Here is a 25444-nt window from a genome sequence, read left to right on the forward strand (position 1 = left end):
TAACGTCATTTTGAATTTCCGTACGAAAGTTGACGTCTAACGCATTAAAATCTATAAATGTATAGCCATTATAAAAATATCGAGGAACTTCAAAAACTACAGCGCCTTCAAAATAAAGTCGCAATTCTGGCATCATTCTGACATCAGAAGACAATAAGCATCTTGTCCTAAGTCGCTGCTGTCAAAATAAGTCACAATCCGTGCAGCATTCCTACAAACGGTCAATGATTCTATCGACGGGTGTCTGTATGTGATTTGGCGCTAATATACGCCGTCTGTAGGTAGACGCCGGGCGCTATCGAAATCAGAAAAAGGAATATTGGATGGCAACTCTGCATTATACGTCGGGTGGATCCGCCACCGAAATCGCAACTGCCGGCTTCAATCTGGCTGACGTTCAGTACGCTTCGCAAGTCGACGCGTTGCCGGACGGCATGAAGGGTCTGGTGTACCTCAACGAGCACGAGGGCGTAACTTCATCCTTCATCGAGAAAATGACCCCCTTCCTCGGCAATCCGAATGTGTTCGGATTCTATCTGGTTGACGAGCCCGATCCCACGGGCAGGTGGGGCACCTATGCAACCGCCGAGAACCTGAAGGCGGAATCCGACTGGATCCATGAGCATTTTCCAGGCGCCAAGACCTTCGTCACCATGATGAATATGGGATCCCCTACCAATCCGGATTTTACCAACACCTACAATCCGGCCAACACGCATATCGACTATTTTGGAATAGACCCCTATCCGGTGCGCACGGGAACGGACACGGTCGACTACGACATGATCGACCGAGCCGTGGCTGCAGCGGTGAAGTCGGGCATCCCGATCAGCAACATCGTTCCGGTCTTCCAGGCCTTTGGCGGCGGCAATTGGGAGACTTCCGATGGCGGCAGACAGGTCATGCCCACCACCGAACAGATGCAAACCATGATGGATCATTGGGCCAAGCTGGTTCCGTCACCCGCCTTCGACTATACCTACAAGTGGGGAACGCAGAACGGCGATACCGCGCTTGAAAGCTCCTCGGAACTGCAAGCCGTTTTCCGGGAACACAACACCACTACCGCTGCGGCCTCAGACATCACCAGCAGTGACAGCAGTGCTGCTGCGCCCGCGTCCGACGCCGCCACCAGCGATAGCAGCTCGACTGTGACTGCGCCTTCCCATGCCGCAACCGGCGATAGCAGCTCGACTGCGACCGCGCCTTCCCATGCCGCCACCGGCGATAGCACCAGCGATGGCAGTTCGACTGCGACCGCCGCCGGCGCCACCAGGAGCGATGGCAGCTCGACTGCGACCGCCCCTTCCACCGGCGATAGCACCAGCGATGGCAGCTCGACCGCGACGGCGCCTTCGCACCCCATCGCAAGCGATGGCAGTTCGACTGTGACCGCCGCTTCCCCCTCCGACCGCGGCGGTTTTCACGCTCTGACCGATCTGTTCGGCAGCAACGACACCAGCCATGATACTGCCGGCGACAAGGGAGGCAGCAGCGTTGACCGGGTGCTGGCCGCGTTGAGCCCCGCGCTTTCGTCCGGCTCGGAGCTTGCCGCGACCAGCAGCCCATCCGAGAAAACGGCAACCAGCCTGACCGGCCACGGGTTCGCCCAACTGCTCCAGGGCAACGAAAATGCCGGCGCCGGTGTCCACAAGAGCGCCGTCGCCGACCTGACATCCGGTCACGGCAACGATGCCTTCGACTTCAGCAAGCTTCAGGACAAAGTCCAGCTCGACCACTCCGCGCTTGCCGACCTCAAGTCGGGAGGGCTTTCATTGCATACGTCCCCTGCTGTTACGGCCACGGATGATGGTTCCCACCACATCATCTTTGACAGCTCAACCGGGTCGCTCTCTCTCGACAGCGACGCGGTCGGCGGCGCAGCTCAAGCGCAGCTCGCTACCCATCTCCCGTTGCAGCATCACTCTTTGATCTGAAAACCGGAGCGGCGGACCTTCAACTCGAGCGTGTCCGCCGCTCCGTCCGTGTTCAATTGCGCCACGGAAGCTTGACTAAGAAAAATGCGATATCGGCAGACATCAGAGAGATCGAAGTTGGTCGCATTATCGCCAATGCGAATTCCGGATTCACCACACCCTACGCAGTCTCGGCAATATTCAGCACTGCGTCGATCTCGGCCATCACCGTTTCCGGCAGCGGCCCTTTTTCCAGCGCACCGAGATTGTCCTCGACCTGCTCGGGCCGCGTGAAGCCGGGAACCGGCAAGGCGATTGCCGACTTGGCGAGTATCCAGCCGAGCGCGCCTTGCGCAAGCGTGCGTCCGCCCGAGGTGAGCAGGTCGCGGATTGCCGAGAGCCTTGACAGATAGTCCGGGTTGGCGGCGCCATCCCTGAAAAACACCATCCATTCGGCATTCCCGCCGCGCACATCGTTGGTGGGCAGCCGCATGGCCGGCGTGTATTTGCCGGTGAGCAGCCCCATTGCCAGCGGCAGCCGGCTGAACGAGACGAGGTTCTCGCGCGCCGCAACGGCCATCAGCTCGTTCGCCGGGATAAACACATTGAAGTCGTTCTCTACGGCGACGAACCCCTCGCGCGGCGCGTAGGCGGCAAGCCGTTCGCGGTGATCGGTGCTCCAGCCGAAGCCGCCGATCTTGCCCTCCTGGCGCAACAGGCCGAGCGTATCGAACACCTCGCCGGCGCGCTCGATCGGATACTCGTTGATATGTAGCAGCACGACGTCGATACAATCCCGCTGCAGGCGCTGCCGCGAATTGTCGATCGATGTCCGGATTGCCGCGGCAGAGGCATCCTCGGGTGCGATCTTACGCGTTTCGGGATCGCCGAAATAGCCGACCTTGGTGACGATGACGGCTTCGTCCTTACCCCTCAACGCCCGCCCGAGGATCAGTTCGGCATTGCCGGCGCCGTAGGCGGCAGCCGTGTCGAACACCCGCGCGCCGATCTCATAAGCCATCGCCAGCGCGGCTTGCGACCTGATATCATCGACCTCGCCATAGATTGTCGCCGTGTCACGCCAGCGCGCGGGGCCACCCGCCGCCCAGGTGCCGATGCCGATGCGCGGTACCGAGCGGCCATCCCAAAGCATCATCATCTGCATGCCCGGCTCCTCAACGACGCAAGCTGGCGTGGCGGGCACGCTCGCGGATCTCTTCGCGAGAAATGCCGGCATCCGCCAGTGTGCTGTCCCGGGCCTGCCTCAAGCTCGCAAGCGTCTGGCGATAGGCAATCCAGCGGGCGAAACGGTATCGAAGTTCATCCAACATGATCGTCTCCTTTGGTACGCAGAATGCCTGCGCGCCTGGGTTGGTCGGAAGCGCAAAACCTCTGCGCCAATCGCATGCGCGATCGAAAGGGTTCAGTTTGCTTCTTGGCCAGCCGAGGCGCTTGTCCCTGTCCCGCCAGGCAGGATTGTCCAACGCCTCCAATGCCTGCATACTTGCGCACGATGCCTGCTTTGCGCTACAGCCACGGTCGCAAGGAGTTTTTCATTTCTGCAAAATGGATATCGGCTGGGACGATCTGAGGTTGTTTCTCGACGTTGCGCGGCTGGGTGGCTTGAGCGCAGCGACGGGAACCACGCGCCTCAGCGCAGCCACCCTTGGACGACGCGTCACCGCGCTCGAAAAGCAGATCGGCGAACCTCTGTTCGTGCGCCAGCAGACCGGCTACCGGCTGACCCCGGTCGGCGAGGAACTGCTGCGGCGCGCCGAAGACGTCGAGGCGGCAATGCAGTCGCTGACCCGCTGGCGCGAGGGAAACCTGCCCGACCGCATTGTCCGCGTCTCGGCCGGGCCATGGACCTCGGCCTTCGTTTCCGCCCATATCGGCGAGATCTGGACGGTCGATGACGGCATAAGGGTAGAGCTCGTCACCACCATCGACCGGGTCGACATCGGCCGCCGTGCCGCCGACATCGGCATCCGCAGCGAGCGCCCGACCGAGCAGTGGCTGGCCGGCCGTCAGAGCGGCAAGGTCGCCCACGCCATTTATTCCGGACGTCACCTGATCAACGGCATCGCCGCCGGATTGTTCGTCGGCGTCACCGGCGAAGGCGCAAACATTGCCTCGGCGCGCTGGCTGCAAGCCCATCACGGCGACCGCATCGCCGTACGCGGCAACAACACCCACTCGGTGCGCGAACTGGTGGCCGCCGGCGCCGGCCTTTCGGTCTTTCCGTGCTTCGTCGGTGACGGCGATCCGCGGCTGGTTCGCGTTGCTCAGCCTATCCCCGAACTCGAAACCGACCAATGGATCGTCACCCATCACGAGGAACGTCACTCCCCGCCGGTACGGAAAGTCGCCGACCGGATTGCCGCCTTGATGCGGGCGCACCAGCCGCTGTTTCGCGGCGAGACGCCGATCCGGTAAGCCTCAGGCAGATCGGCCGCCAGTGGATCAAGAATCAGATATTTTGGTGGGCCGGACGATGGTACCGCCGCCGTTGAGGACGCCGGAGTGCGGCGCGCTGCTCGTCGAGATCCTTGCCTTGGGCGAAGAGAGCGGTATAAACCGACCAGCACGGGGCCGCCTATCCGGTCACTCGTCCTCCTGCCGGCTCATAGCCGTATGCTTCGCCCTTACGCACCACGCGACCGATGCCCGGCCAGCCAAGGTGCGCGCCGGCGATCCACGTCCCCGCCTCGGCCGCGTCACTGAAAACCTTTAGGCGGGTTGCGCGCGCGGTCAGCTGATCGTCGTCATAGCCCCAACTGAACGCGGGATTGCCGAACTGCAAGGCCGGCACATGAACGATGTCCCCGAAGAATAGGAAACGATCCTCGTCCGTGTCGAACGTGTAGCCGGTATGACCGGCAGCATGACCGGGCAAGGCGACCGCCCTCAATCGCTCACCCACCTGGTCGCCATTCTGGACAGGCTTCAGCAGGGGCCGGAACTGCGCAAGGTGCGCGTAAGCGAAAAAGCTCTGCACAGCCGCCTCGGGAATTACGATCGCCTTCAAGTTTGGAAAGAGCACTCGGCCGTCGGGGGTCAAAAGTCCGTGCACATGATCCTGATGGGCGTGGGTGAGCGCCAAGACCGTGATCGAAGCCGGGTCGATCTTGGCTTCCGCCATGGCCTGCTCAAGACGCCCCACTGTCAGGGCCCAGCCCCCTCCTCCGCTGTCGATCAGAACGCCGTCAACGCCTGGACCTGCAAGGGCGAAGCAATTGACAGACAGGCGAAGCGCCACTGCCTTCGCAGCTTGCGGCACCAGATTATCCTGCGGATCCCGCAGAAGGTCCGCCGGCATCTCGATGTAACCGTCCGAGAGCGACCAGACGCGCCACCTTCCCGACGTGCTGCCGAGCACGTTATTGGTTTGCGATGTCACGATCATATGGCCACCTGCCGCAAACGAAAATGGAGGATAGGTTCGATTGTCACTATTTGGCTCTCTGCATCCTCTGCGCAAAACGTGGGAAACCGATGAAGATCAATGCGGAAAGCACCCGATCTCGATAGGCCATGGATCGGAAGATGATCGTTGACGGATCTGCTAGCTTCGCGGCGATGCCAGCTCTTATTGCATTCCCATGTAGATTCTCCCTTCGTAAGCTCGTCAATCATCTGATTTATGCGCTTTCGGCGTGTTTCCGGGTGACGGGCGCGCTCGATCCAATGCAAGTAATCATTGCGCTGATAGGGAGGCCGTTGCTCGAAAGCAGTCATCAGATTTGCGGCCTCGAGCTCTGCACGCAAACTGTCGGGCATCTTAGCCAACGGACGTTTCAGCAACTCACATCTCCGCCATTCGAATCCTGATGCTGGAATAGATCACAAGTCAGCCGTCGCGCCTGCGAGACCGCAGCCGGCCTGGCGACAGCCCTTTCAATCGGGTCACGACGCGATTCATATGGGCCTGGTGAGTGAAACCCGCGTGCTGAGCAATCTCGGCCAGCGGCAGATCGCTATTTTCCAAAAGCTCGACCGCGCGATCAACGCGGCGGCGTAAAATGAATTGATGTACCGGCAATTGCGTCGCCTCGCGAAAGGCGGCGGTGAAGGCGCGTCGTGGTATTCCCGCGATTCCAGCAAGATGGTCGATCGACACCCCCTTTTCCAGATCGCCGTCAATCGCAGCGAGGACCCGGTCGAACCGCTGCGAGGTTAGGACCGGAGACTTCTGCTGCCGCTGGCGTGCATGCCCGAGACGAAGCAGGTTCGCGAAAACCAGGCCCAGCGTCCATTCGCGGACGATCGGGTTGGCGGGCGGGTCGCCTTCGAGGCGTCGACACAACTCGGCCACCAGCGAATCGCGTATCGGTCGATCGGTCAGGATTACCAGGTCCTCGGGGGTCCCGCCTGCGGATACCAGGAGCCTTGACGCCAGCGCGGAGTCAACGGTGATCATCGTCAGCTCTCGCGGCTCCTCGATCTTGAACCGCGTGGCACGCTCGGGAAGACTGAGCAGCAGGTCGCCGGGGCGGGTGAAGACGCGCCGCAGCCCGCGGCCAAGATCGATCTCTGCATAGGATGAACCGCTGCGAATCACACGCAGCTGAACGACTCCGGCCGGCGCATGGCGATAGTCGCCGGCAGGAAAGAACAACCTCTTTGCACTTGCCGCGATCACCATCGTTGTACCGGGCGTCCGGACGCAAGTTCCTCCAGGACTTCGATGATCGATCGCCGCATCCTCGATCCTTGATGCCTACACTTTTGCCCGTTTGTCGGGTCCACCAGGCGCATCATTTGCCAGGGCAGTCAGTTCACCAATCCGGGGCACAAAGATATTGTGCAGTGTCTGGGTCATAATGGTCATTTCACGCTGAACTTGCAGTTCCTGTGCGGCGGGAAACAATGTGTCCTGCAAGAAGAGCTCCAGGCCTGCCTTGTCGTCCCATATCTCGATGATGCGATAACCATCGTCTGTGGCATGCGCGATGTGCTGGTAGATGCCGCCAGCGGGCCGTTTCTCCACGCCGATCCGATCGAGGATGCGGCTATAATCTTCGGCCGTCAGGCCGGCAATATCAAGTGTCGTCACTACGGCCATGGTTCATCCTCGCTGCTGATAGTGGTTGTTTGAGGTGGAGTTCTTGGACGGACCCCGGATCCTATTGGGCCGATGTCGTTTGGCATCGCCCGCCCTGACGGCGAGTTTGTCTCCCGAACTTCACCGACAGGAGCGGTCTTTGGTCCTCAGCCACCGAGCGCCTCGATGACAAGACGGGCGGTCGCCGCTCCGGAGAAGTTCTGCTGGCCGGTGATCAAATTGCCGTCGCGCACGGCAAAATCGCGCCACAGCCCGGCCTGAATATAGTTCGCGCCGAGCGCACGCATCTCATCCTCGATCCGCCATGGCATCAGATGCGTACCGTGCGGCAGCGCGCCCATCTCCCAGACGGCATTGTCGGCGAAGTCCTCCTCGACATTGGCGAACCCCGTAACAGTGCGCCCTTTGGCCAGCAGCTCGCCGGTTGAGAGGCGCGCGTAACGCAGCAGCGCGACGCCATGACACAAGGCAGCCGCGACCTTGCCGGCCGCGAAGAAGTTGACGAACAGCCGCTGCAACTCAGTTGCGTCTTCGAAGGTGAACATCGGCGCCTGGCCGCCAGCGACGACGATCGCGTCGAACGCGTCGACCGACAGCTCTGCGATGGGCCGGGTCGTCTCCACCAGCGCCGCCAGTTTCGGCGTCGACAGGAAACCGAGCGAGATCAGATCCGTATCCGAATAGCCGGACGGATCGCGCGGGTCGCTCAACGCATCCGCCTCGCATTTGCCGCCCTCAGGCGAGAAGATCGCGACTTTATATCCGCGCGCGGTGAAGGCGAGCCAGGGATGAGTTAACTCGCTCCACCAAAACCCGACCGGCCAGCCTGTGGTGGTTGACACAGCCGGGTTTGAAAGGACCATCGCGACGCGTTTAGGATGCCGCGGGTCGAGTGGGTTGGAATCGCGCACGCTCATCGCGCCATCTCGACCGGTTCGCCAAGATTCGCCCAAATCGTCTTGTATTGGGTGTAGCTTTCCCACGCCTCGCGGCCCTGCTCGCGGCCATAGCCGCTCATCTTGAAACCTCCGAACGGCGCATTAGGATGGTACTTGTGCCAGCAGTTCAGCCAGACCGAGCCTGCCTTGATCCGGTCAGCGAGCCGCAAGGCGCGGCCGAGATCGCTGGTCTGGATGCCCGAGGCGAGCCCGTAGTTCGTATCGTTGGCGATCCGGATCGCGTCCTCCTCGCTGTCGAATGGAATCACCGGCAGGACAGGGCCGAAAATCTCTTCGCGCGATATCCTTAGGTCGTTGGTCGCATCGGCGAAGATGGTCGGCTCGATGAAGAGGCCCTTGCCGTTGACCTGGCGGGTGCCGCCGCCCGCGGCCAGTCGCGCGGTGCGCTTGCCCTCTTCGACATAGCTCAAGACCTTGTCATACTCGCCCCGCGATGCGATCGGCCCGATCATCGTCGCAGGGTCCAGCGGATCGCCGAGCGTCGCCGACTTCGCCATGGCGCTCAGCTTCTCGACGACCTCGTCATAACAGGCGCGTTCGACCAGCAGGCGCGATCCGGCGACGCAGACTTCGCCCTTGTTCCAGAAGATGCCCCAGAAGGCTGCCTGTATCGCGGCATCGATATCGGCATCGGCGAAAACGATATTGGGACTCTTGCCGCCGAGCTCCATGGTCAGGTGTTTCATCGTCCCGGCACCGTTGCGCATGATGCCCTGGCCGACGGCGGTCGACCCGGTAAAGGCGATCTTGTCGACGCGGACATCGTTGACCAGCGCGTCGCCTATGGTGCCGCCCGGGCCGGTGACGAGATTGTAGACGCCCGGCGGCACGCCCGCGTCGAGGATGACTTGCGCCAAGGCGAGGGCCGTCAGGGGCGTGTCGGTCGCAGGCTTGTGAACGACCGTGTTACCCGCCGCGATCTTCGAACAGGACAGCGCGAGGGGAAAATTGAACGGGGTGATCGCAGCGACCACGCCGAGCGGCTCGCGCCGCGTCAGGATCCTGATATTTGGTTCGTAGCTTGTACGATAGGCGCCGTCCATCGCGCTCATGGCGAGCCCGCCATGAAAGCGGAACAGTCCTGAGCAGTGCGGCATGATGATATCGCGGAAATCGCGATAGGGCATACCCATATCCATCGCCTCGCGCACCGCGAAATCCTCGGCCCGCTCGTCCATCAGATCGGCGATGCGAAACAGGATCTTGGCGCGCTCCTCATGATGCATCCGCGCCCAGGGTCCTTGCTCGAAAGCCCGCTGCGCGGCCGCGACGGCATCGCTCGTGTCGGTGACGTCCGCCTTCGCAATATCGGTGATAGCCGCCTCCGTGGTCGGATCAAAAGTCGTCGAAGTCTCGCCACTGACGGCATCGCGCCATTGGCCATCGATCAGCAGACGTCCTACTGGAATCGCGTTGCGCCGCGCGGGTAGATAATCAGTCATGAACCGGTTCCGTCCTGTCGAATGAGATTGAAGGAAATTGTCGGCCCCATCCCCCGCCGATAGGCGAGTTGGACCAATAGCAGCATCATCGGCTCGATCAGGCGCGAGGCCGTGAGATCGCCGACATCGACCGGCATTGTCGGTAGATCGGCGAGAAGCCGGCAAACCGCCGCCTTGGCATTAGCGTCATTGCCGGCGACATAGCTCGTCACCGGATCGCCGTTGAGACGCGGATCATCCCTGTCAAGCAATTCGGCAAACGTCGGAATGCACTTGACGACAAGCGCGCCCGGCGCGTGCCTCTGAACCTCCTCGCCTACAGAAGTCGCAGTGCCTAGCAGCATCGTGGAAAGGTCAGGCGCGACTGCATTGGTATTGTCCCAGACGACCTTGCCCGACAAATCGCCAAGCGCGTCCATCGCCAACTCGAGAGCCGGCCATGGCGTCGCCAGGGCAATTACGTCGGCCCATCTCGCTACTTCGTCAGGGGCACCGAAGCCAACACGGAGGGTTGCCGCGATTGCGCGCAACTTGCCTTCGTCACGACTGAAGCTGAGGCGAATTTCGTGCCCGGCGAGGCCAAGACGTTTCGCCAAGGCCTTCCCGAGCGAGCCTGGTCCGATGATCGCAACTTTCACAACTGCCTCCCGACACGCGATCGGGCTTCCCTAGCATCATTGCAGTCGCGCTTATTTCACGAATTGCCCTTGCACGATCGGGCGCACTTGTCACATGGGTCGGCGCCAATTGGCATCCGGATCGGCGTTCACGCCCTCCCCTGAATGTGTCCCTACTGGGGACATATGTGCGGGGCGACTATAGAGCAGGGTACCATTTTCTCAGCGCAGTTCCCCAGGGCACAAGGCTGCTCATATTGGTTGACGCTAGATTTTCTTTGCCTAATCCGTCGGCGTTGCGATGACTTTTGTGGCATCAGCATAACGCGATTGCCTGCAAATCCGGGGAAAGGCCGCCTCAGGACGGCTTTCCGGACTGGCACGCCCCTTGCTTCGTTGTTCACGTGCAGAGCGTCTAGGGTTCCGGCCGTGTCGATCACGGTGCTGGTCCAAGAGACGCGACCGCTTGAGATGCATTGAGGCATCCGGCGGAACACGGCGGGCCAAAATCCCGGGAGAACCCTGCACGGGTTTGCTGGCGCGAACCTCTCCCGGATGCGCGCTCCGTGAACCCCCCAAACAGACGTTCGGACGCAATCCGGATCGCAAACAGGGGTATGCAATGCTTCGCAAACTGGCCGCAATCATCCTAGCCGCATCACTCAGCCTCCCCTTCATCTCAGCCGCGCAAGCGGCGCCCAAGAAAGACTTCAAGATTTGCTGGTCGATCTATGTCGGCTGGATGCCGTGGGGCTATCTTTCCGACAGCGGCATCATGAAGAAGTGGGCCGACAAATACGGCATCAATGTCGAGATCACCCGCATCAACGACTATGTCGAGAGCATCAACCAGTACACCGCCGGCGGCTTTGACGGCTGTTCGATGACCAACATGGATGCGCTTTCGATCCCGGCCGGCGGCGGTGTCGACACGACGGCCCTGATCGTCGGCGATTTCTCCAACGGCAACGACGCGGTCATCCTCAAGAACAAGGCCGCGCTCAAGGATATTGCCGGCCAGAAGGTCAATCTCGTCGAGCTTTCCGTCTCACATTACCTACTTGCGCGCGCACTGGAGACGGTGGGGTTGGCCGAAAAGGACATTACGGTGGTGAACACCTCCGATGCCGACATGGTCGCTGCCTACGGCACCAGCGATGTCACCTCCGTCGTCACCTGGAATCCGCTGGTCTCGGAAATCGCCGCCATGCCGGGCGCCCACAAGGTATTCGATTCGACTGAGATTCCCGGCGAGATCATCGACATGATGGTCGTCAACACCGCGACGCTGAAGGACAATCCGTCCTTGGGCAAGGCGCTTGTCGGTGCATGGTATGAAGCCATGGCGCTGATGACGTCGGGCACGCCCGATGGCAAGGCGGCCAAGGAAGAGATGGCCAAGGCGTCGGGGACGGATCTTGCCGGTTTCGACGCTCAGCTTGCATCAACGGCGATGTTCTTCGAGCCGGCCAAGGCGGTCGCATTCACCAACGGCGCCGAACTGCCGAAGACCATGGATCTGGTGCGCAACTTCCTGTTCAGCCACGGCATTCTTGGTACCAACGCGCCGACCGTCGACGTGATCGGCATGAGCTTCCCCGATGGCTCGACGCTGGGCGATGTCAACAACGTCGAGCTGCGCTTCGATCCGGCCTTTATGGCAGAGGCGGCGGGCGGAACGCTCTGACGCGGGAGCGCGACATGCTAGTCAGAGGTACCGGCATCATGCAGGCCGCGGCAGGCCCCGAAGTCGCCCGCCTGCAACCTAGCAGGCCGAAAGCGCGGCTTCGCCTCATCAACGCGACGGTCTCGCGCGGCGGAGCGTTGCTGCTTGGGACGCTGCCGTTTGCCGCCGTGGCGATTGCCTATCTCTTCGCTTCGTCGCAAAGGCTGGCGGTCAATCCCAGCGACAAGCTGCTGCCCTCCCCTGCACAGATGTGGTCGGCCTTTTCAGACCTGGCGACAGTGCCGGACAAGCGCTCCGGCGACCTGATCCTGTGGGCCGACACCTATGCCAGCCTGATCAGGCTGTTCGCCGGAGTCGGCATGGCCACGCTGGTGGCGCTCAGCCTCGGCGTCGCCATAGGTTTCATCCCGCGCGTCAGGGCCTTTCTGCTGCCCTTGGTCACAGTTGTCTGCGTCATCCCGCCACTGGCGCTGCTGCCGATCCTGTTCATTGCGCTCGGCCTCGGCGAAACGGCCAAGATCACCTTGATCGCTCTCGGCGTCGCACCGGTCATGGTGCGCGACATCGCCAACCGGGTGATGGAATTGCCGCCGGAGCTCGTCGCCAAGGCACAGACGCTCGGCGGCAACAGCTGGACCATGGTGCTCAGGCTGGTGCTGCCACAGGTCATGCCGCGCCTCATCACTTGCGTACGGCTGGCGCTTGGGCCGGCCTGGCTGTTCCTGATCGCGGCAGAAGCCATCGCCTCCACCGAGGGGCTCGGCTACCGCATCTTCCTCGTTCGTCGCTACCTGTCGATGGACGTCATCCTGCCTTACGTCGCCTGGATCACGCTGCTTGCGGTGATGACCGACTGGCTGCTCGTGCGGCTCTCTCACGTCATCTCGCCCTGGGCTCATCCGGTGCGGCGCAGATGAGCCGGATCCTCGTCCATGGACTGGAGAAGAGCTACGGCGACGCCCGCGTGCTGGAACGGGTCAACGTCTCCGCCGAAGCGGGTGAATTCCTGTCGCTGGTTGGCGCCAGCGGTTGTGGAAAATCGACGTTCCTGCGCATCCTGCTTGGCCAGGAACAGCAAAGTGGCGGCGTGGTCGTCGTCGGCGACCAGCCGATCGTGCCGGAGCCGACGCCGCAGCGCGGCATCGTCTTCCAGCGCTATTCCGTGTTTCCGCATCTGACCGCGTTGCAGAACTTGCTGCTGGTCGAGGACTTCCGTTCGGGCGGACCGTTCGGCCGCGTCTTCGGCGCCAGGCGCACAAGCGCCAGGCAAGAAGCCGAAACCATGCTGGAACGGGTCGGGCTTGGCCATGCGCGCGACCTCTATCCGGCCATGCTTTCTGGCGGCATGCAGCAGCGGCTGGCGATCGCGCAGACCTTGCTCGGCCGGCCGCAGATCCTGCTTCTCGACGAGCCCTTCGGCGCACTCGATCCCGGTATTCGCATCGAGATGCATGAGCTGCTCACCGAGCTCTGGACCGAGCACGGCATGACCGTGGTCATGGTCACCCACGATATCGGCGAGGCATTCAAGCTCGGCACCCGCGTGCTGGTCTTCGACAAGGTGCGCCACGACCCCCAGTTCCCGTCCGCCTATGGCGCGACGATCACCTACGATCTGAAGCTCGACCGCAAGCACCGGGCTTCCGCACGAGACGTGGCCGAAGTGGCCGCGATGGTCGGGACGACCCGACTGGATAACGCAATCGCGACGACGGCGTCGTGAAGGAGGTTTCATGCACAGAGATAGTCCAGAACGCCGGCATCGTCGCGCCGGGCTCACCGACCACCAGCCACGCCAACGCTTCCACCATCCGAACTTCGAGATCCGCGACATGCAGGGCTGGAAGTCTATCGAGGCGGAAGGAAAGCTGCCCGAGGACGGCTGGCGCAAGGAACAGAAATGGGCACTCGACATGGGCCTGCCCGGATCGGATTCGATCATCGACAAGTCGATCCCGACATTCGCGCGAGGCGAGTTGCCGCACTTCGCCGGCATCAACACCTTCCTCAAGGCGCCCTATGTCGAGAACGTCCGCGATGTCGGCAGATATGACGCTGCCGTCATGGGCATTCCTTTCGACAGCGGCACCACTTACCGGCCCGGAACCCGCTTCGGGCCGCAAGGCATGCGCCGCATCTCGGCGCTTTACACGCCTTACAATTACGAGCTCGGTGTCGACCTGCGCGAGCAGATGACGCTTTGCGACGCCGGCGACGTCTTCACCATCCCCGCCAATCTCGAAAAGAGCTTCGACCAGATCACCAAGGGCGTCAGCCATGTCGCCTCGTCCGGCGCGCTGCCGATCATGCTCGGCGGCGACCATTCGATCGGGTTTCCGTGCGTGCGCGGCATCGCCGACGTGACCTCCAAGCGAATCGGCATTATCCATTTCGACCGCCACATCGACATCCAGGAAAAGGATCTCGACGAACGTATGCACACGACGCCCTGGTATTGGGCGACCAACCTGCCGAACGTCTCGGCCACCAATCTGGTGCAGCTCGGTATCGGCGGCTGGCAGGTGCCCCGCTACGGCGTGGCCGAGGCGAGAAAGCGCGGAACCAACGTGCTGACGATCTCCGATATCGAACAGATGGGGCTGGAGAAGGCGGCCGAGATCGCGCTCGAGATCGCATGGAAGGACACCGACGCCGTATACATCTCCTTCGATGTCGACAGCATCGATTGCGGTTTCGTGCCGGGTACGGGCTGGCCGGAGCCCGGTGGCTTCCTGCCGCGCGAGGCACTGAAGCTGCTCGGGCTAGTGTCGGCGCCCGGCATCTGCGGACTGGAAGTGGTCGAGGTGTCGCCGCCCTACGACACGTCAGACATCACGGCGCTGTTTGGCGTGCGGGTTGTCGTCGAGGCGCTCGGCTCGATGGTCGCGCACGGCAATCTCGGCAAACACAAATCCATCATCGACAAGCCGACGAGCTTTTGACCATGCACGATGATCATCACCACCACAGCCATGATCATGGCGACGGTCACCATCACGGGCCGAACGGTCATCATCACCATCCCCACCCCGTCGGCCACAACGGGCCGGCCGGCAAGCCGTTGCAATGGCAGACACCGCATCTACCGCACGACCATGCGCCCGAACCCGCCGACGCGCGGGCGACCGATCTCGATCTCGTCGAGATCGCGTTTCTCGAAGGGTTTTCGCGGGCGCCCGACCCGTCCAGTTTCCTGCGCCTCGCCGGGATTCCGTTCGTCGGCGAGACCGCCGACGGCGTGCGGCTGCATCTTCTGCGCGTCGAGACGCAGGACATGGTCGATGTCGGCGCCGTCATGCCGCTGATTGGCGGCGCCGGCGTCACCTATCACCCGCTGCCCGCGAAACTGACGTCGCGCCGGCGCCGCCTGGCCTTCGTCTACCATAACGGCAAGGCACAAACGCCCCTTGACTTCGGCGAGGCCCGACTTCTGGCCGACAGGTCCGGCGCCGCACAATTCACCATGCCAGGGGCCGGACAATGAGCACCGGCCTTGAACCGATCGCACCCCTATCAAACAGGTCCAGAACCATGAACAGAACGCTTTCATTCTTCGGTAGACTCGCCCTGGCAGCCGCCACAACCCTCATCCCCTCATTGGCCTTCGCCCATAGCGGCGGTTTTCATGCCCACGGGTTTGTAGACGGCCTTCAGCACCCGCTGACCGGTATGGACCACCTGCTTGCCATGATGGCTGTAGGCATCATTGCCGCTCGCGCCGGCGGCAAGGGGATCATCATCGTGCCGTCGTGCTTTGTCTCGGCGATGCTCGCTGGCGCCCTGCTCGGTATCGCCGGCATCGGCCTGCCCTCACTGGAAACCGGCATAACGCTGTCGCTGGTGGTCTTCGGCGCGATAATGGCGCTTGCCAAGCCGCTTCCGCTCGCTGTGGCCGCCTCGCTGACTGCTCTCTTCGCCCTCTTCCACGGCAATGCCCATGGCCTCGAAATTCCCGAGACGGCCAGCGGCATCGCTTATGCAATCGGCTTAGTGGTCGCTACTTCGGCTCTTCACGCGACCGGCGCGTTAGCCGCCCTGACACTTCGGCGCTGGCCGCGAGCCATCCGCACGGCAGGCGTCGGCACGTCGTTGGTCGGCGTGGCGCTGGCGGCACAGATCATCTGAACCGCAGCCCATTCATCTGCGATGAACAGGAGGCGAAGGCGTGATCAACCGGCTAACCGTTTGGCAGCGCATTCGAAACGTGCTGTACCAGATCCTGAATACCCGGTCTGAGCGACCCTGATCTCATCCGGAGATTGAGGCTAGCAGCTTGCCGTAAGCCGCGCGCGCGTACGGAGCGGTCCGCCGTGGGTCGCGACTAACTTCCTAGCTGCAGCCGGACCGTCTTGCCTGACGTAGCCGGCCTGTTCCCAGCTACGCCAAATGATCGCCGTCGTGAACTCCGTGCCGGCGAGCGTGACTTGGTCGTCGCCGCTGCTGGCGGCCTCCCGGGCGAGGTCATGAAGAACTGGCGTGTCAAAGCGCCGAACACATTCGATCGCGAATTCGGCTTCTCACGCATGGGCTACGAGATCGCCTGGGGTGCGGCGATGGCCGATGTAGCATCCAGACAGTAATTCGAGGTCGATTGCGTAGGGGACTATGCGCGGCTTTCTATTCCGAACACCGTGCCGGCGTCGTTCAAGCACTTGATAAACGATCCTGACACTCCACCGGCGGTTGGCAACACATCTGCGGCCTCCACAGGCCCACCATAAGTCAATAAAATCAAACGCTATGGACGGCGGTTCGCCAGCCTTGACTTGGCTAACCAAGTGCAACAATGCCTCTAAATCATTGAAAGATAACGATAATGGTGGGCCCGGAGGGTGCTTGGAAAGTCAGAAATATCAAAGGGTTATTCGACAGTGGGACTGTGTTGCGTTACTATGCTTTCCGATGTTTTTCGGTTAATTTGTCCCACCTTCTGATGCCGAATGCGGTCATTCGCCGAGTCAGGTTCACGGGCATTTGCAGGCTTGGGCAGCGCACCGGTGCCGACGGCCTTGCCTCGAAAACCGCGGCCGGCCGAGCAACTTGCGCCACCGCGAGCATTCTCATAACAGCGCAGTTCTCGTGCATGTTGACGAGCAGTTGCTCCGATGAAAAAGGGCTGAGTTTTCTAGGCCGTGAACTCATGAATTGGGGAAGACCGGGATCGGTGGGAAACGGACGCTCCGGACTTCCTGTACCTGAGTGGCTTGGATAGGTGCCATGGTCGCCGAGGTCTGACGATCCTTATTTCAACCGCACTCAGTCGCGGTAGCGCAGCGTTTCCAGCACGAGTGCGAAAGCCGGCGAGAGTTGACGCCGGCTTGGATAATACAGGTGATATCCCGGCCGAAGGGGGCACCAGTCCTCAAGAACACGCACCAGGCGACCCTGTTCGAGTGGGTAGGTCACCAGATCCTCGGGCAGATAGGCGAGCCCGAATCCTTCAAGGCTGGCCTGACAGATCATCGCGAGGGTGTTGAACGCGGCGTGTCCTTGAACGCGCACCTTCAACTCCCGCCCCTCCTTGCGAAACTCCCACGGTGCACAGCCGCCTGTGGGCAGTCGCAGGGGTATGCACGCATGATCGGCAAGGTCTTCAGGCGTGACCGGACGGGAGCGGCTTGCGAAGTATGAAGGCGCTACCACAACCGCCATGCGGAAGTCTGGCCCAACGCGCGCCGAGATCATGTCCTTGTCCACCTGTTCGCCAAGCCGTACACCCGCATCGAAGCGATCGGCCGCAATGTCTGCCAAGCCGTAGTCGTGGATAATCTCGACCCTGATGTCGGGATAGTCGCGCATGAGCCCGACCATGGCGGGCCAGATGATGGTCTCGCCGGCATGCTCCACGGTGGTGATCCGGACTGTGCCGGCCGGCTTGTCGCGCAGGGCGCTGAGGGCGGCAATCTCGCTTGCGATCTCATCTAACTTGGGAGCGATGCTTCGAAACAGGCGATCCCCCGCTTCGGTTAGCGAGACGCTGCGGGTCGTGCGGGTCAGCAGCCTAACGCCGAGGCGCTCTTCCATCGTCCGGATCGAATAGCTCAGAGCCGACTGCGACACGCCGAGCATGGCGGCCGCCTTGGTGAAGCTGCGCTCGCGGGCGACGGCGATGAAGGTCAGGAAGTCATCCAGGCTGTCGCGACGCATTCATCAATCCCCCTTCTAAGCTCATGCAAATTATACCATCTAATTGCATGCCGCTAAAGGAGCTAACTTCCTGACATCAAGGCCAGACGGTCCACCGGAGCAATTCTCCGCGCAATACCTACCCGTCCAACTGGCCCACTGAAGGAGAACAAAATGAAGAAGGTAATCGTGGGCGCGCTCGCCGCCCTCACCATGATCGTGAGCCCGGCCGCCTTTGCTCAGGAAGCGACTGGCTCCGTCCCCCGCGCCTACATGATCGGCAGCTATGACATTAAGGACCAGGCGGTGTTTCAGCAGTACATCGAAGCCGCCTCGCCGCTCGTCACCCAGTATGGCGGCCGCGTGATCGTCTACAATCCCAATGTCACTGCCATCGAAGGAAGCTCGAGATCGGTGATCGCCATCGCCGAGTTCCCGAGCCTTGCTGACGCCAAGCGCTACTACAACTCGCCCGAATACACGGCGGCCCGGCAGTTTTTTACCAAGTCGACCGAAGGATTTCGCATCATTACCGAAGGCGCCGGCCTTCCGCAGTGACGCAGTCCGCTAGCGGTGGATACCGATATGGGGACGTTAGCCCCCGCTGTCCATCGCGTCCGAATTCGGGGCCGATCTGCGCCTAGAGAACAGGAGCCCAATATGAGTGTTTGGTTCATCACCGGCGCAGGCCGGGGCCTCGGTCTGGATATCGCCAAGGCCGCATTGGCGGCGGGCCACAAGGTGGTGGCAACCGGCCGCAACACGGAAAAGGTCGCAAGGGCCGTCGGAAAGTCCGAGAACCTCCTTATCGTCAAGCTGGACGTGACGAGCGCGGCCGACGCCGAAGCCGCTGCCCAGGCAACGCTTGACCGGTTTGGCCGCATCGACGTGCTGGTCAACAATGCGGCGAGTTTCTTTGCCGGGTACTTCGAAGAGTTGACCGCCGAACAGATGCAACTGCAGCTCAGCACCAGCCTCGTCGGTCCCATGAAGGTGACGCGGGCCTTTCTGCCAGCGATGCGCAACCAGCGGTCCGGCAGGGTCATTTCGATCTCCTCGACGGCCGGGCTGATGGGTTTCGAGTTCTGCTCGGCCTATTCAGCCTCGAAGTTCGGCCTCGACGGCTGGATGGAGGCGCTGCAGACCGAAGTCGTGCCGTTCGGCATCGAGACGATGATCGTGAACCCCGGCTTCTTCCGCACCGAGCTTCTCACGGAAGAGTCGACCAACTATGCCGCGCCTTCCGTCGAGGACTACCATGAGCGGCGGACGGCGCAGATCGCTTTCTGGCGTTCTCAAAACGGCAAGCAAGGGGGTGACCCCGCCAAGCTTGCGCGCGCCCTGATCACGCTCGCGGCTGGGGACGTGCTGCCCCACCGTTTCCTTGCCGGTGCCGATGCCATTGCCACGGCAGAGCAGAAGATTGCCATTCTGCAGCAGCAGATCGATACCTATCGCGAGCTGTCGAGTTCCCTCGCCATCGACGACAACGGCCGCAACTAACGACCCCTGCGGAACGTCCGGACTTGCCGTGCTGGTGGCTGAACACCATTGGCACTGCAATTCCGAGGTCAAGACTTCGTGGCTGCGGCACTCCCAAGATCACCTGTGAATTGATCAAATACGTCCGCTAAGAGGTCGATTGTCGACTGGCGGCTTTCCTATTGCAGGGGAATCTGATTCCAGACTCTGCATGAGCCGATATGACCTGACCGACTTCGAATGGCACGTGATCGGGATCGAGATCATTGTCTCGGTCGTTCCCGAGGCGGGCTGACAATCAAAATCCCTGCTCTTGTCGACGCCAAAGGCATGCCGATCAAACTGATGCTCACGGCAGGTCAGATGAGTGATATTGCCTCGGCAGCGGACCTGATCACGGATTTGCCGGAGGGTGCCATGCTGCTCGCCGACAAGGGCTATGATGCCAACGCCTTGCGTAATGCGGTCAGCGAAAGGCATGGGCCAACATCCCGCCCAAGGCCAACCGCAAGGACCCGATCTGCTTCAGCCCCTTCTTCTGTATGAGGCCCGCAACTTGGTTGAGCGCTTCTTCAACAAAGCCAAGCAGTTCCGCCGCATCGCAACCCGCTACGACAAGTTGGCTGAGAACTATCTTACCGCGCTCAACCGTCGCAATCCGCATCTGGCTACCCGGCAATGAGTCTACGTCCTAGCACTACTTTGGCAGAATTGATTTTGGGGTCATTCGGAACCGGATACGGCAGTGTGGACATCGTTGTGGCGGATGGTGGTTTGAGAGTGCTGCTATGACGGCGCGTCGGATGGCTGGCAGTGTCGGTTTAGGCGGGCCGCGTCTCGTCCTTTTTTTCCCGCTTTGCCCTGATGTTGCAGGAAGGCATAAGCGATCATTGTCATCAGTGCATGTCGGTGGAGGCCTTGCCACGATCGGCCTTCGAAGTGATCGAGACCGAGCTCTTCCTTCATCTGCTGATGGGCCTGCTCGCAGACCCATCGGGCTTTGATGGCCGCCGCCAGCTGCTTTAATGTCGCCTCGGCTGGAAGATTGGACAGGTAGTACTTGCGTTCATCGTTTGAGCGCCACTCGCCAACCAACCAGGCTTCCTCGCCTGGCATATGCTGTTGTCCCTTGTCGAGAATACGCTGCGGACTGCCATCAGCAATTCGAATGCGCAGGGCAGCAAAGCGCGCGGTCAATCGGCCTTTGGTGCCACGCCGCCAGCTGAGTTTCCTCCACGTCGAGGCCGCGAGGATCGTTTCGGCTGCTGTCGATAGCGTATCGGGGATGGAATGCTTACGTGGCCGTCCATGGCCGGCGACAGGAAAGATCAATGCGACATCATGGGGATAAACCTTCTGATGCTTGGGAATGCCGACAGCCCAGGTGAGACCCCGCGCACTCAAACCCTGGCGAAATGCAGCGGATAGACCAAAACCTGCATCCGCGAGCACAGTACCAAACCGGACACCTGCCGCAATCAGCCGATCGATCTCGCCGAGCGCGATCTCGGGCTTGGTGCGGGATACGCGCGATAGCTCGGGAACGCCCGCTTTTGCCATTCTGTCCTGATCGCTGGTCCAACTCTCGGGCAGGAACAGCCGCAAACCCACCGGGACAGGGACTTCGTCGCGTGCCAGCGTCAATGACACCAGCGTCTGGCAGTTGGCGCGCTTGCCCAGCATCGATGCATATTGTGGTGCGACCCCAACAGAATGGTCGCCCTTCTTCGGAAGAGCTGTATCATCGATCACCAGAAAAGCATCCGAAGCCCCGACTATTCTGTCAGCCTGCACCGCCAATTCCGCCTCAAGCGGACCGGCGTCCCAAATGCCATCCGAGATGAAATGATGCAGGCGGTCGTAGCGATCAGGCGCAAGGCGTTCCGCCATCGGCTCGATACTCTTGCGATCGCCCGGCCCGATGAGACCAGAAATATAAACCGGGCACATCTGCCGCCGCTTCTTGTGGCCAAGCTTCTCAACGAACGGCTTCAGCCATTCCGTCAGGGCAACATCCTGCTCTGCCATCCTTCGCACCCCTGTTGGAGCGCCAAAGATGGCCGATCATCGTTAACCGAGGATTAATCTGCCAAAGTAGTGCTAGCACTACTTTGGCACTTTAGGCCAAAGTAGTGCTAGCCTAGGCTAGGGTTGAGACGGCTGGAATCAAACTCGGCTCATGCGCGCCAAATGCAATTCACACCGCGGGCAATGAGGTAGTTGTCGAGCTCGCCGACGGTGGGACGCTTTCGTTCGACACCATCTACCCTGCAATGGGCTCTGCCATCCGCCCGAGGCTGGCGATCGATCTCGGTGCAGAATGTGACCAAACCGGTAACCTCATCCCGGATTCGCACCAGCGGACCGCCGTTCCAGGACTCTACGCGGCCGGGGATGTCGTCAAGGAGATCAATCAGCTTGCGGTGGCGTTTCGGCCACGCAGCCGTCGCTGCAAGCGAGGTGCACAATTATCTTGCGGATCGTGACGGCGAGTACTGAGTGCATGTATCTCTTCCAGATCCTGCGGGGCACGGGTCAAGGCTCGGTGATTTCGCCGCTTCTGGCCAATATTTACCTGCACTATGTCTTCGACCTGTGGGTCAACCGCACCTCGCGCGGCATCATCGCCAACCGGACTGCGAAATGTGTGAGTCCGGACACGTATCGAGGCGGCGCACCTTCGAGGTTCAAGGCGACCACCGTGGCGAGCATCTCTGTGTGGCCGATTTCCTCGGTCGCCGCGTTCAAGAGCAGATCGCGGTATTAGACCAGGCGCGACACCCCAAGCCTGGAAGAAGTATTGTGGCGCAACGCGTATCTCGCCTTCGACGCCGCTTATGGCCTGCTGCAGCGCGCGGGCAAGGATCGGATTCGGCCGTCTCCACCCTGCCCGGGAACGCAGTTTCTTGTCGGTCTAATACTTGTGACTGCGGCCGAACTTAAGTCGGACGCATTGTTCCGGCCGCCGTTAAGGAATGTGGATGAGCCAGGCGAATTGTGGTCGGACCGAACCGACGGCGCCGGCGCGATATGCAGGTCCATAGCTCCTGACTGGCCCGCGTGGGCCGCCGCTCGACGCCGCTACCGGGCTCTCACGTTCAGCTTTCGCATCTACCGGTTTTTCTTGGAGGCGGAGGAACACAATGCCGCAATGGTGGTTCGGTGCCGGCAGCGGTCCTCCCTCACTACTGGCAGATGGGAGGGCCCGATCGGCCCGCGTTCTCGAGAGGCGCGGGCCATCGAGGTAAGCAAAAGCGGCAGGGCAAAGCGTGGGCACCCGACGGATCGACAAGGAAAGATATGAGCGCACCACAATCGCAGCTCGCACATTGACCGACTCCGAGCGTCTTGCACGCCAGGCGAAAACTGCGCGATTGCGCGAGCAGCGACTGAGTGCTGAAACATCGCCGTCGAAGCCGATTGCTGCGGACGCGGAAACCAAGCTGCCCCCGAAGAAGAAGGGCAAACCAATTCAGGCCGGCTAGCGACGAGCGCGTCCGGCGCTCATCGGGTGTGGTGCGTCCTCACGGCCGGTCTGCCCACCCGCTCCCAGCCCACCCGCTGCCGTCTTGTCGGGACATTGAAATCGACGCTTATACTTGGCCAATCCTGAAGGGTGTTGGTGCGAATTGTACCTCGGCAGGTGAGATTGAATTATACCAATTGTCGGGAAGGCTAAGAGCGCAGGCAATTTCAGCCCCTTAGAGCTGACGTTGCTTAGCCGCGTATTCGAACAGTTGAAGGTCGATGGTGAGCCGGAAGACCGACGGGAAGCGAGAGCCTCGCGTATCATAGCCAACTACATGGCCGGCATCATCGATGAAGCAGAGCTCGTTTCTTTGTCTAGGCAGCCGCTGGGCCGGTAATTCACGGCTGCTGTGCTTCTCCCGGGAGAATGAGCGCTCCCTGGTTCGGCTTTGAAAATGCAAAGCCGACTTTTTTTGACAGCGGCGATCACGAGCATCTTCTCTAGGGCTGGATTACGACGGGATTGACGGGGCGCGCCAAGCCGCTGTCCAGGGGTTGATAGGCCTTGGAAAGGAGGCACTGGAAGGTCTAGACCGGACAAATATTCATGGAAGTTCGGGACGAGAGCAGCCGACAGGTTCTGACGTTAGCCGGGGTGCTGCTGCTCGGCATCCTGTTCATTGTGCTGAACTTCGAGAACGGCCTGGGCTGGATTTCCCTCTCAGCCTATTGGCAGAGCGTCATCCGCGGTTTTTCTGCTGGCCGTTGTGCTCCTATAGGCGCGACTTGCCGGCCGACGCGTCTCCGCCTGACCTGCGTTTTGCATCGAAAGGGGCGCACCGCGCGTGTCGTGATCTGCGCCACAAGAGCTGTCCCCGCGAAGACCCGCGGCTTCCCGAGGGGGGCGAGGGTCGATCGGAGCGCACCGATCTGCAGGCATACATGGGAGGGAAACATTGCTGCGGCCGCCGAACCTTGATTGTGACCTCGTGTTCCAGAACCTAAAGGAAACGGACGGAACAGCAATGCGATCAGTTCGCCAGGCCCGCAGCTCTAGGGACCGCTTTCGTGGTATCCGACGCGGCCGAAGTTTTGCTGAAGGATTGGCCGAAGCCCCGGTGCGACTCGCGGCTTGCTACAATCGAGACGTGCCTTGCCGACCTGCGCGGCGAAAAGCCACCAAGAATAGCGCGTAAGGCGTCAATCACCGCAGCCAAGGACGCCAAGATATTGCGCGGCGAACAATTTTAGACCTGTAGCCAAACATCCTTGTTGCGGTGTGGCTTCAAATGCGTACCGAAGGTGTAGCCGCTTCCATGTAACCAAATTGCCGGCTCGGCGTTTCGTTCAACGCCGTTGCAACGGTCCCGCCCACCAACGCAAGCTTACAGAACACGAATTTAGCGAGGCGATAACTTCTTCCACGAGCATAGACTGGCAAATTCATGAGTCGCAATTTTCTGGTGATTGAGCCTGAGGAAGGCATTGCCGTGCTCAAGGGGCTTGCCTCCTCGGCGCGGATCTCGATGCTGAAACTGCTGCATGAGAAGGGGCCGATGAATGTCAACGAAATCGCCGCCGTGCTGTCGCTGCCGCAATCGACCGTCTCGACAAACATCCAGGTGCTGGAGGATGCGGGGCTGATCCGCACCGAGAACCGGAAGGCGAAGAAAGGCAATCAGAAAATCTGTTATCCGACCGCCGAAGAAGTGCTCGTCGTGTTCAAGGGCGAATATCGTGCGGTCAAAAACGACGCAATGGAAGTGTCGATGCCGATCGGGCTCTACACCGGTTTCGAGGTTACCGCGCCCTGCGGCCTTTGTTCGCCGGACGGCATCATCGGCCTGCTCGATGTGCCGAACACTTTCCTCGATCCGGCCCGCATGAAAGCCGGGCTGCTGTGGTTCACGCGCGGCTTTGTCGAATACCAGTTCCCCAACAATGCCAAGCTCGCCAATGCCGAGATCACCGAACTCGAAGTGGCGATTGAGCTGTCCTCGGAGGTTCCGGGCACCAGCGCCGACTGGCCCTCGGACATCACCCTGACGATCAATGGCGTCGATGTCGGCACCTGGACGTCACCGGGAGATTTCGGCGACAAGCGCGGCGTCTTCACGCCTTCTTGGTGGAAGCTCAAGGGCTCGCAATACGGCAAGCTGAAGAACTGGCGAATTGCCACTGACGGCACCTATGTCGACGGCGTCAGGATTTCCGAAACCGGCCTCGCCGCGCTCGATCTGAAGAGCCATCATTCAATCCGTCTCCGTATCGGCGTCAAGGACGACGCCAAGCGTCCCGGCGGGATCAACATTTTCGGCAAGGGCTTTGGAAATTACGATCAGGATATCCTGCTCAGGATCAAAACCGGTTGATATCATCAACCCCGGATTGAAAAATAGTGAACCACTTTCAGCTGCTTCCTTTCATTTTAGCCAAATCGGCATCCAATTGTCAGACTTGCGGCTATCTTGTCACCGACGCTGAGAAACCGATTGGCACGACTGGTCTCACCAAGGAGTTCGAAGAGAATTTAAATACTTATCTGAGGCGACCCAGCTTACCTTGATGTATTTCATACTCCCAACCTGCCTCGTCGCAGGCTTCGCCGACTGGCTATGTCATCAGCCTAGGACATCTAGCCATCGGTTATCACTTGACGACCATCGATCAGAAACGGCGACT

General features: G+C 60.9%; 24 protein-coding genes, 4 pseudogenes and 1 riboswitch. Of the genes and pseudogenes, 16 read left to right on the forward strand and 12 right to left on the reverse strand.

Translation table 11 applies throughout. The features are described 5' to 3' along the window. Positions 1-323: 323 nt before the first annotated feature. Positions 324-1937 carry a calcium-binding protein gene (locus NKH30_RS09550; RefSeq protein ID WP_352994975.1) on the forward strand — a complete coding sequence of 538 codons (1614 nt, stop codon included), beginning with the start codon at positions 324-326 and terminating at the stop codon, positions 1935-1937. 160 nt (positions 1938-2097) lie between these two features. On the opposite strand, the gene NKH30_RS09555 is transcribed toward NKH30_RS09550, so the two are convergent. Further along, positions 2098-3081: an aldo/keto reductase gene (locus NKH30_RS09555; RefSeq protein ID WP_352994977.1), complete on the reverse strand. Its 984-nt coding sequence runs from the start codon at positions 3079-3081 to the stop codon at positions 2098-2100. A 10-nt stretch (positions 3082-3091) separates the two neighbouring features. Next, on the reverse strand, positions 3092-3247 hold the full coding sequence (locus NKH30_RS09560) for a YjiS-like domain-containing protein (RefSeq protein WP_156937304.1): 156 nt from the start codon (positions 3245-3247) through the stop codon (positions 3092-3094). Positions 3248-3482: 235 nt separating this feature from the next. On the opposite strand from NKH30_RS09560, the gene NKH30_RS09565 reads away from it, so the two are divergent. Continuing rightward, positions 3483-4352: a LysR family transcriptional regulator gene (locus NKH30_RS09565; protein WP_352542643.1), complete on the forward strand. Its 870-nt coding sequence runs from the start codon at positions 3483-3485 to the stop codon at positions 4350-4352. 160 nt (positions 4353-4512) lie between these two features. Here NKH30_RS09565 and NKH30_RS09570 read toward each other — a convergent pair whose 3' ends face one another. The 7 genes from NKH30_RS09570 to NKH30_RS09600 form a co-directional block, all read right to left on the reverse strand. Continuing rightward, positions 4513-5322 carry an MBL fold metallo-hydrolase gene (locus NKH30_RS09570; RefSeq protein ID WP_352994980.1) on the reverse strand — a complete coding sequence of 270 codons (810 nt, stop codon included), beginning with the start codon at positions 5320-5322 and terminating at the stop codon, positions 4513-4515. After that, positions 5319-5696: a YdeI/OmpD-associated family protein gene (locus tag NKH30_RS09575; RefSeq protein WP_352542669.1), complete on the reverse strand. Its 378-nt coding sequence runs from the start codon at positions 5694-5696 to the stop codon at positions 5319-5321. Before NKH30_RS09575 ends, NKH30_RS09570 begins: the two co-directional genes overlap by 4 nt. Positions 5697-5766: 70 nt before the next feature. Next, the gene (locus NKH30_RS09580) at positions 5767-6561 is read right to left on the reverse strand and encodes a helix-turn-helix domain-containing protein (protein ID WP_352474471.1); all 795 of its coding nucleotides are present in this window, start codon (positions 6559-6561) and stop codon (positions 5767-5769) included. A gap of 75 nt (positions 6562-6636) precedes the next feature. Next, the gene (locus NKH30_RS09585; protein ID WP_352542645.1) at positions 6637-6981 is read right to left on the reverse strand and encodes a hypothetical protein; all 345 of its coding nucleotides are present in this window, start codon (positions 6979-6981) and stop codon (positions 6637-6639) included. A 146-nt stretch (positions 6982-7127) separates the two neighbouring features. Continuing rightward, a complete protein-coding gene (locus NKH30_RS09590) occupies positions 7128-7898 on the reverse strand; it encodes a type 1 glutamine amidotransferase domain-containing protein (protein WP_352542646.1) in 771 nt (256 codons plus the stop codon). Then, entirely contained in the window at positions 7895-9382 is a 1488-nt protein-coding gene (locus NKH30_RS09595; protein WP_352994982.1) for an aldehyde dehydrogenase family protein, read from the reverse strand. The genes NKH30_RS09590 and NKH30_RS09595 overlap by 4 nt, the downstream gene beginning before the upstream one ends. Beyond that, positions 9379-10020 carry an NADPH-dependent F420 reductase gene (locus NKH30_RS09600; protein ID WP_352474465.1) on the reverse strand — a complete coding sequence of 214 codons (642 nt, stop codon included), beginning with the start codon at positions 10018-10020 and terminating at the stop codon, positions 9379-9381. The genes NKH30_RS09595 and NKH30_RS09600 overlap by 4 nt, the downstream gene beginning before the upstream one ends. A gap of 383 nt (positions 10021-10403) precedes the next feature. Beyond that, positions 10404-10519: riboswitch (guanidine-I (ykkC/yxkD leader) on the forward strand. 102 nt (positions 10520-10621) lie between these two features. Here NKH30_RS09600 and NKH30_RS09605 point away from each other — a divergent pair. The 6 genes from NKH30_RS09605 to NKH30_RS09630 are packed head-to-tail and all read left to right on the forward strand — an operon-like array spanning position 10622 to position 15811. After that, entirely contained in the window at positions 10622-11686 is a 1065-nt protein-coding gene (locus tag NKH30_RS09605) for a putative urea ABC transporter substrate-binding protein (protein WP_352994985.1), read from the forward strand. Between the two features lie 38 nt (positions 11687-11724). Beyond that, complete coding sequence (locus NKH30_RS09610) at positions 11725-12603, forward strand: ABC transporter permease (RefSeq protein ID WP_352474480.1); 879 nt, start codon at positions 11725-11727, stop codon at positions 12601-12603. Next, on the forward strand, positions 12600-13409 hold the full coding sequence (locus tag NKH30_RS09615; RefSeq protein WP_352542648.1) for an ATP-binding cassette domain-containing protein: 810 nt from the start codon (positions 12600-12602) through the stop codon (positions 13407-13409). The genes NKH30_RS09610 and NKH30_RS09615 overlap by 4 nt, the downstream gene beginning before the upstream one ends. A 10-nt stretch (positions 13410-13419) precedes the next feature. Next, positions 13420-14628, forward strand: coding sequence for an agmatinase family protein (locus NKH30_RS09620; protein WP_352542649.1), 1209 nt, complete (start codon positions 13420-13422; stop codon positions 14626-14628). A gap of 2 nt (positions 14629-14630) precedes the next feature. Next, positions 14631-15170 carry a hypothetical protein gene (locus NKH30_RS09625; protein WP_352474461.1) on the forward strand — a complete coding sequence of 180 codons (540 nt, stop codon included), beginning with the start codon at positions 14631-14633 and terminating at the stop codon, positions 15168-15170. A gap of 47 nt (positions 15171-15217) precedes the next feature. Next, positions 15218-15811, forward strand: a complete 594-nt coding sequence (locus tag NKH30_RS09630; RefSeq protein WP_352542650.1) for a HupE/UreJ family protein — start codon at positions 15218-15220, stop codon at positions 15809-15811. A 1131-nt stretch (positions 15812-16942) separates the two neighbouring features. Here NKH30_RS09630 and NKH30_RS09635 read toward each other — a convergent pair. Beyond that, the gene (locus NKH30_RS09635) at positions 16943-17833 is read right to left on the reverse strand and encodes a LysR family transcriptional regulator (RefSeq protein WP_352994988.1); all 891 of its coding nucleotides are present in this window, start codon (positions 17831-17833) and stop codon (positions 16943-16945) included. A gap of 153 nt (positions 17834-17986) precedes the next feature. On the opposite strand from NKH30_RS09635, the gene NKH30_RS09640 reads away from it, so the two are divergent. The 3 genes and pseudogenes from NKH30_RS09640 to NKH30_RS09650 form a co-directional block, all read left to right on the forward strand. Then, the gene (locus tag NKH30_RS09640; RefSeq protein ID WP_352994990.1) at positions 17987-18370 is read left to right on the forward strand and encodes a DUF1330 domain-containing protein; all 384 of its coding nucleotides are present in this window, start codon (positions 17987-17989) and stop codon (positions 18368-18370) included. A 102-nt stretch (positions 18371-18472) separates the two neighbouring features. Continuing rightward, positions 18473-19315 (forward strand): SDR family oxidoreductase, encoded by an 843-nt coding sequence (locus NKH30_RS09645; RefSeq protein WP_352548684.1) that lies wholly within the window; start codon positions 18473-18475, stop codon positions 19313-19315. A gap of 240 nt (positions 19316-19555) precedes the next feature. Then, positions 19556-19989 (forward strand): annotated as a pseudogene (locus NKH30_RS09650) (IS5 family transposase); the annotation flags it as partial. Here NKH30_RS09650 and NKH30_RS09655 read toward each other — a convergent pair. Continuing rightward, positions 19963-21322 (reverse strand): annotated as a pseudogene (locus NKH30_RS09655) (IS701 family transposase). The pseudogenes NKH30_RS09650 and NKH30_RS09655 overlap by 27 nt on opposite strands. Positions 21323-21459: 137 nt before the next feature. Here NKH30_RS09655 and NKH30_RS09660 point away from each other — a divergent pair. Next, on the forward strand, positions 21460-21780 hold the full coding sequence (locus tag NKH30_RS09660) for an FAD-dependent oxidoreductase (RefSeq protein WP_352995115.1): 321 nt from the start codon (positions 21460-21462) through the stop codon (positions 21778-21780). Positions 21781-21964: 184 nt separating this feature from the next. Here NKH30_RS09660 and NKH30_RS09670 read toward each other — a convergent pair. Then, positions 21965-22196: pseudogene (locus NKH30_RS09670) on the reverse strand (manganese catalase family protein); the annotation flags it as partial. Positions 22197-22623: 427 nt separating this feature from the next. Here NKH30_RS09670 and NKH30_RS09675 point away from each other — a divergent pair. The 4 genes and pseudogenes from NKH30_RS09675 (at position 22624) to NKH30_RS09690 (ending at position 25134) form a co-directional block, all read left to right on the forward strand. After that, positions 22624-22779, forward strand: a complete 156-nt coding sequence (locus NKH30_RS09675; protein ID WP_352594046.1) for a hypothetical protein — start codon at positions 22624-22626, stop codon at positions 22777-22779. Between the two features lie 626 nt (positions 22780-23405). Then, positions 23406-23541 (forward strand): annotated as a pseudogene (locus NKH30_RS09680) (ABC transporter permease); the annotation flags it as partial. A gap of 289 nt (positions 23542-23830) precedes the next feature. Continuing rightward, positions 23831-24013, forward strand: a complete 183-nt coding sequence (locus tag NKH30_RS09685; RefSeq protein ID WP_352994997.1) for a DUF982 domain-containing protein — start codon at positions 23831-23833, stop codon at positions 24011-24013. A 194-nt stretch (positions 24014-24207) separates the two neighbouring features. Continuing rightward, positions 24208-25134, forward strand: a complete 927-nt coding sequence (locus NKH30_RS09690) for an ArsR/SmtB family transcription factor (RefSeq protein WP_352995000.1) — start codon at positions 24208-24210, stop codon at positions 25132-25134. The last annotated feature ends 310 nt before the right edge of the window (positions 25135-25444 follow it).

The organism is Mesorhizobium sp. M1273, assembly GCF_040318195.1.
In the GTDB taxonomy this organism is placed as follows: domain Bacteria; phylum Pseudomonadota; class Alphaproteobacteria; order Rhizobiales; family Rhizobiaceae; genus Mesorhizobium.

What these genes read in the sequence shown, in the direction of transcription:
- NKH30_RS09550 (WP_352994975.1), top strand. Translation starts at nt 324, where the DNA reads ATGGCAACTCTGCATTATACGTCGGGTGGATCCGCCACCGAAATCGCA.
- NKH30_RS09555 (WP_352994977.1), bottom strand. Translation starts at nt 3,081, where the DNA reads ATGCAGATGATGATGCTTTGGGATGGCCGCTCGGTACCGCGCATCGGC.
- NKH30_RS09560 (WP_156937304.1), bottom strand. Translation starts at nt 3,247, where the DNA reads ATGTTGGATGAACTTCGATACCGTTTCGCCCGCTGGATTGCCTATCGC.
- NKH30_RS09565 (WP_352542643.1), top strand. Translation starts at nt 3,483, where the DNA reads ATGGATATCGGCTGGGACGATCTGAGGTTGTTTCTCGACGTTGCGCGG.
- NKH30_RS09570 (WP_352994980.1), bottom strand. Translation starts at nt 5,322, where the DNA reads ATGATCGTGACATCGCAAACCAATAACGTGCTCGGCAGCACGTCGGGA.
- NKH30_RS09575 (WP_352542669.1), bottom strand. Translation starts at nt 5,696, where the DNA reads ATGCCCGACAGTTTGCGTGCAGAGCTCGAGGCCGCAAATCTGATGACT.
- NKH30_RS09580 (WP_352474471.1), bottom strand. Translation starts at nt 6,561, where the DNA reads ATGGTGATCGCGGCAAGTGCAAAGAGGTTGTTCTTTCCTGCCGGCGAC.
- NKH30_RS09585 (WP_352542645.1), bottom strand. Translation starts at nt 6,981, where the DNA reads ATGGCCGTAGTGACGACACTTGATATTGCCGGCCTGACGGCCGAAGAT.
- NKH30_RS09590 (WP_352542646.1), bottom strand. Translation starts at nt 7,898, where the DNA reads ATGAGCGTGCGCGATTCCAACCCACTCGACCCGCGGCATCCTAAACGC.
- NKH30_RS09595 (WP_352994982.1), bottom strand. Translation starts at nt 9,382, where the DNA reads ATGACTGATTATCTACCCGCGCGGCGCAACGCGATTCCAGTAGGACGT.
- NKH30_RS09605 (WP_352994985.1), top strand. Translation starts at nt 10,622, where the DNA reads ATGCTTCGCAAACTGGCCGCAATCATCCTAGCCGCATCACTCAGCCTC.
- NKH30_RS09610 (WP_352474480.1), top strand. Translation starts at nt 11,725, where the DNA reads ATGCAGGCCGCGGCAGGCCCCGAAGTCGCCCGCCTGCAACCTAGCAGG.
- NKH30_RS09615 (WP_352542648.1), top strand. Translation starts at nt 12,600, where the DNA reads ATGAGCCGGATCCTCGTCCATGGACTGGAGAAGAGCTACGGCGACGCC.
- NKH30_RS09620 (WP_352542649.1), top strand. Translation starts at nt 13,420, where the DNA reads ATGCACAGAGATAGTCCAGAACGCCGGCATCGTCGCGCCGGGCTCACC.
- NKH30_RS09625 (WP_352474461.1), top strand. Translation starts at nt 14,631, where the DNA reads ATGCACGATGATCATCACCACCACAGCCATGATCATGGCGACGGTCAC.
- NKH30_RS09630 (WP_352542650.1), top strand. Translation starts at nt 15,218, where the DNA reads ATGAACAGAACGCTTTCATTCTTCGGTAGACTCGCCCTGGCAGCCGCC.
- NKH30_RS09635 (WP_352994988.1), bottom strand. Translation starts at nt 17,833, where the DNA reads ATGCGTCGCGACAGCCTGGATGACTTCCTGACCTTCATCGCCGTCGCC.
- NKH30_RS09640 (WP_352994990.1), top strand. Translation starts at nt 17,987, where the DNA reads ATGAAGAAGGTAATCGTGGGCGCGCTCGCCGCCCTCACCATGATCGTG.
- NKH30_RS09645 (WP_352548684.1), top strand. Translation starts at nt 18,473, where the DNA reads ATGAGTGTTTGGTTCATCACCGGCGCAGGCCGGGGCCTCGGTCTGGAT.
- NKH30_RS09690 (WP_352995000.1), top strand. Translation starts at nt 24,208, where the DNA reads ATGAGTCGCAATTTTCTGGTGATTGAGCCTGAGGAAGGCATTGCCGTG.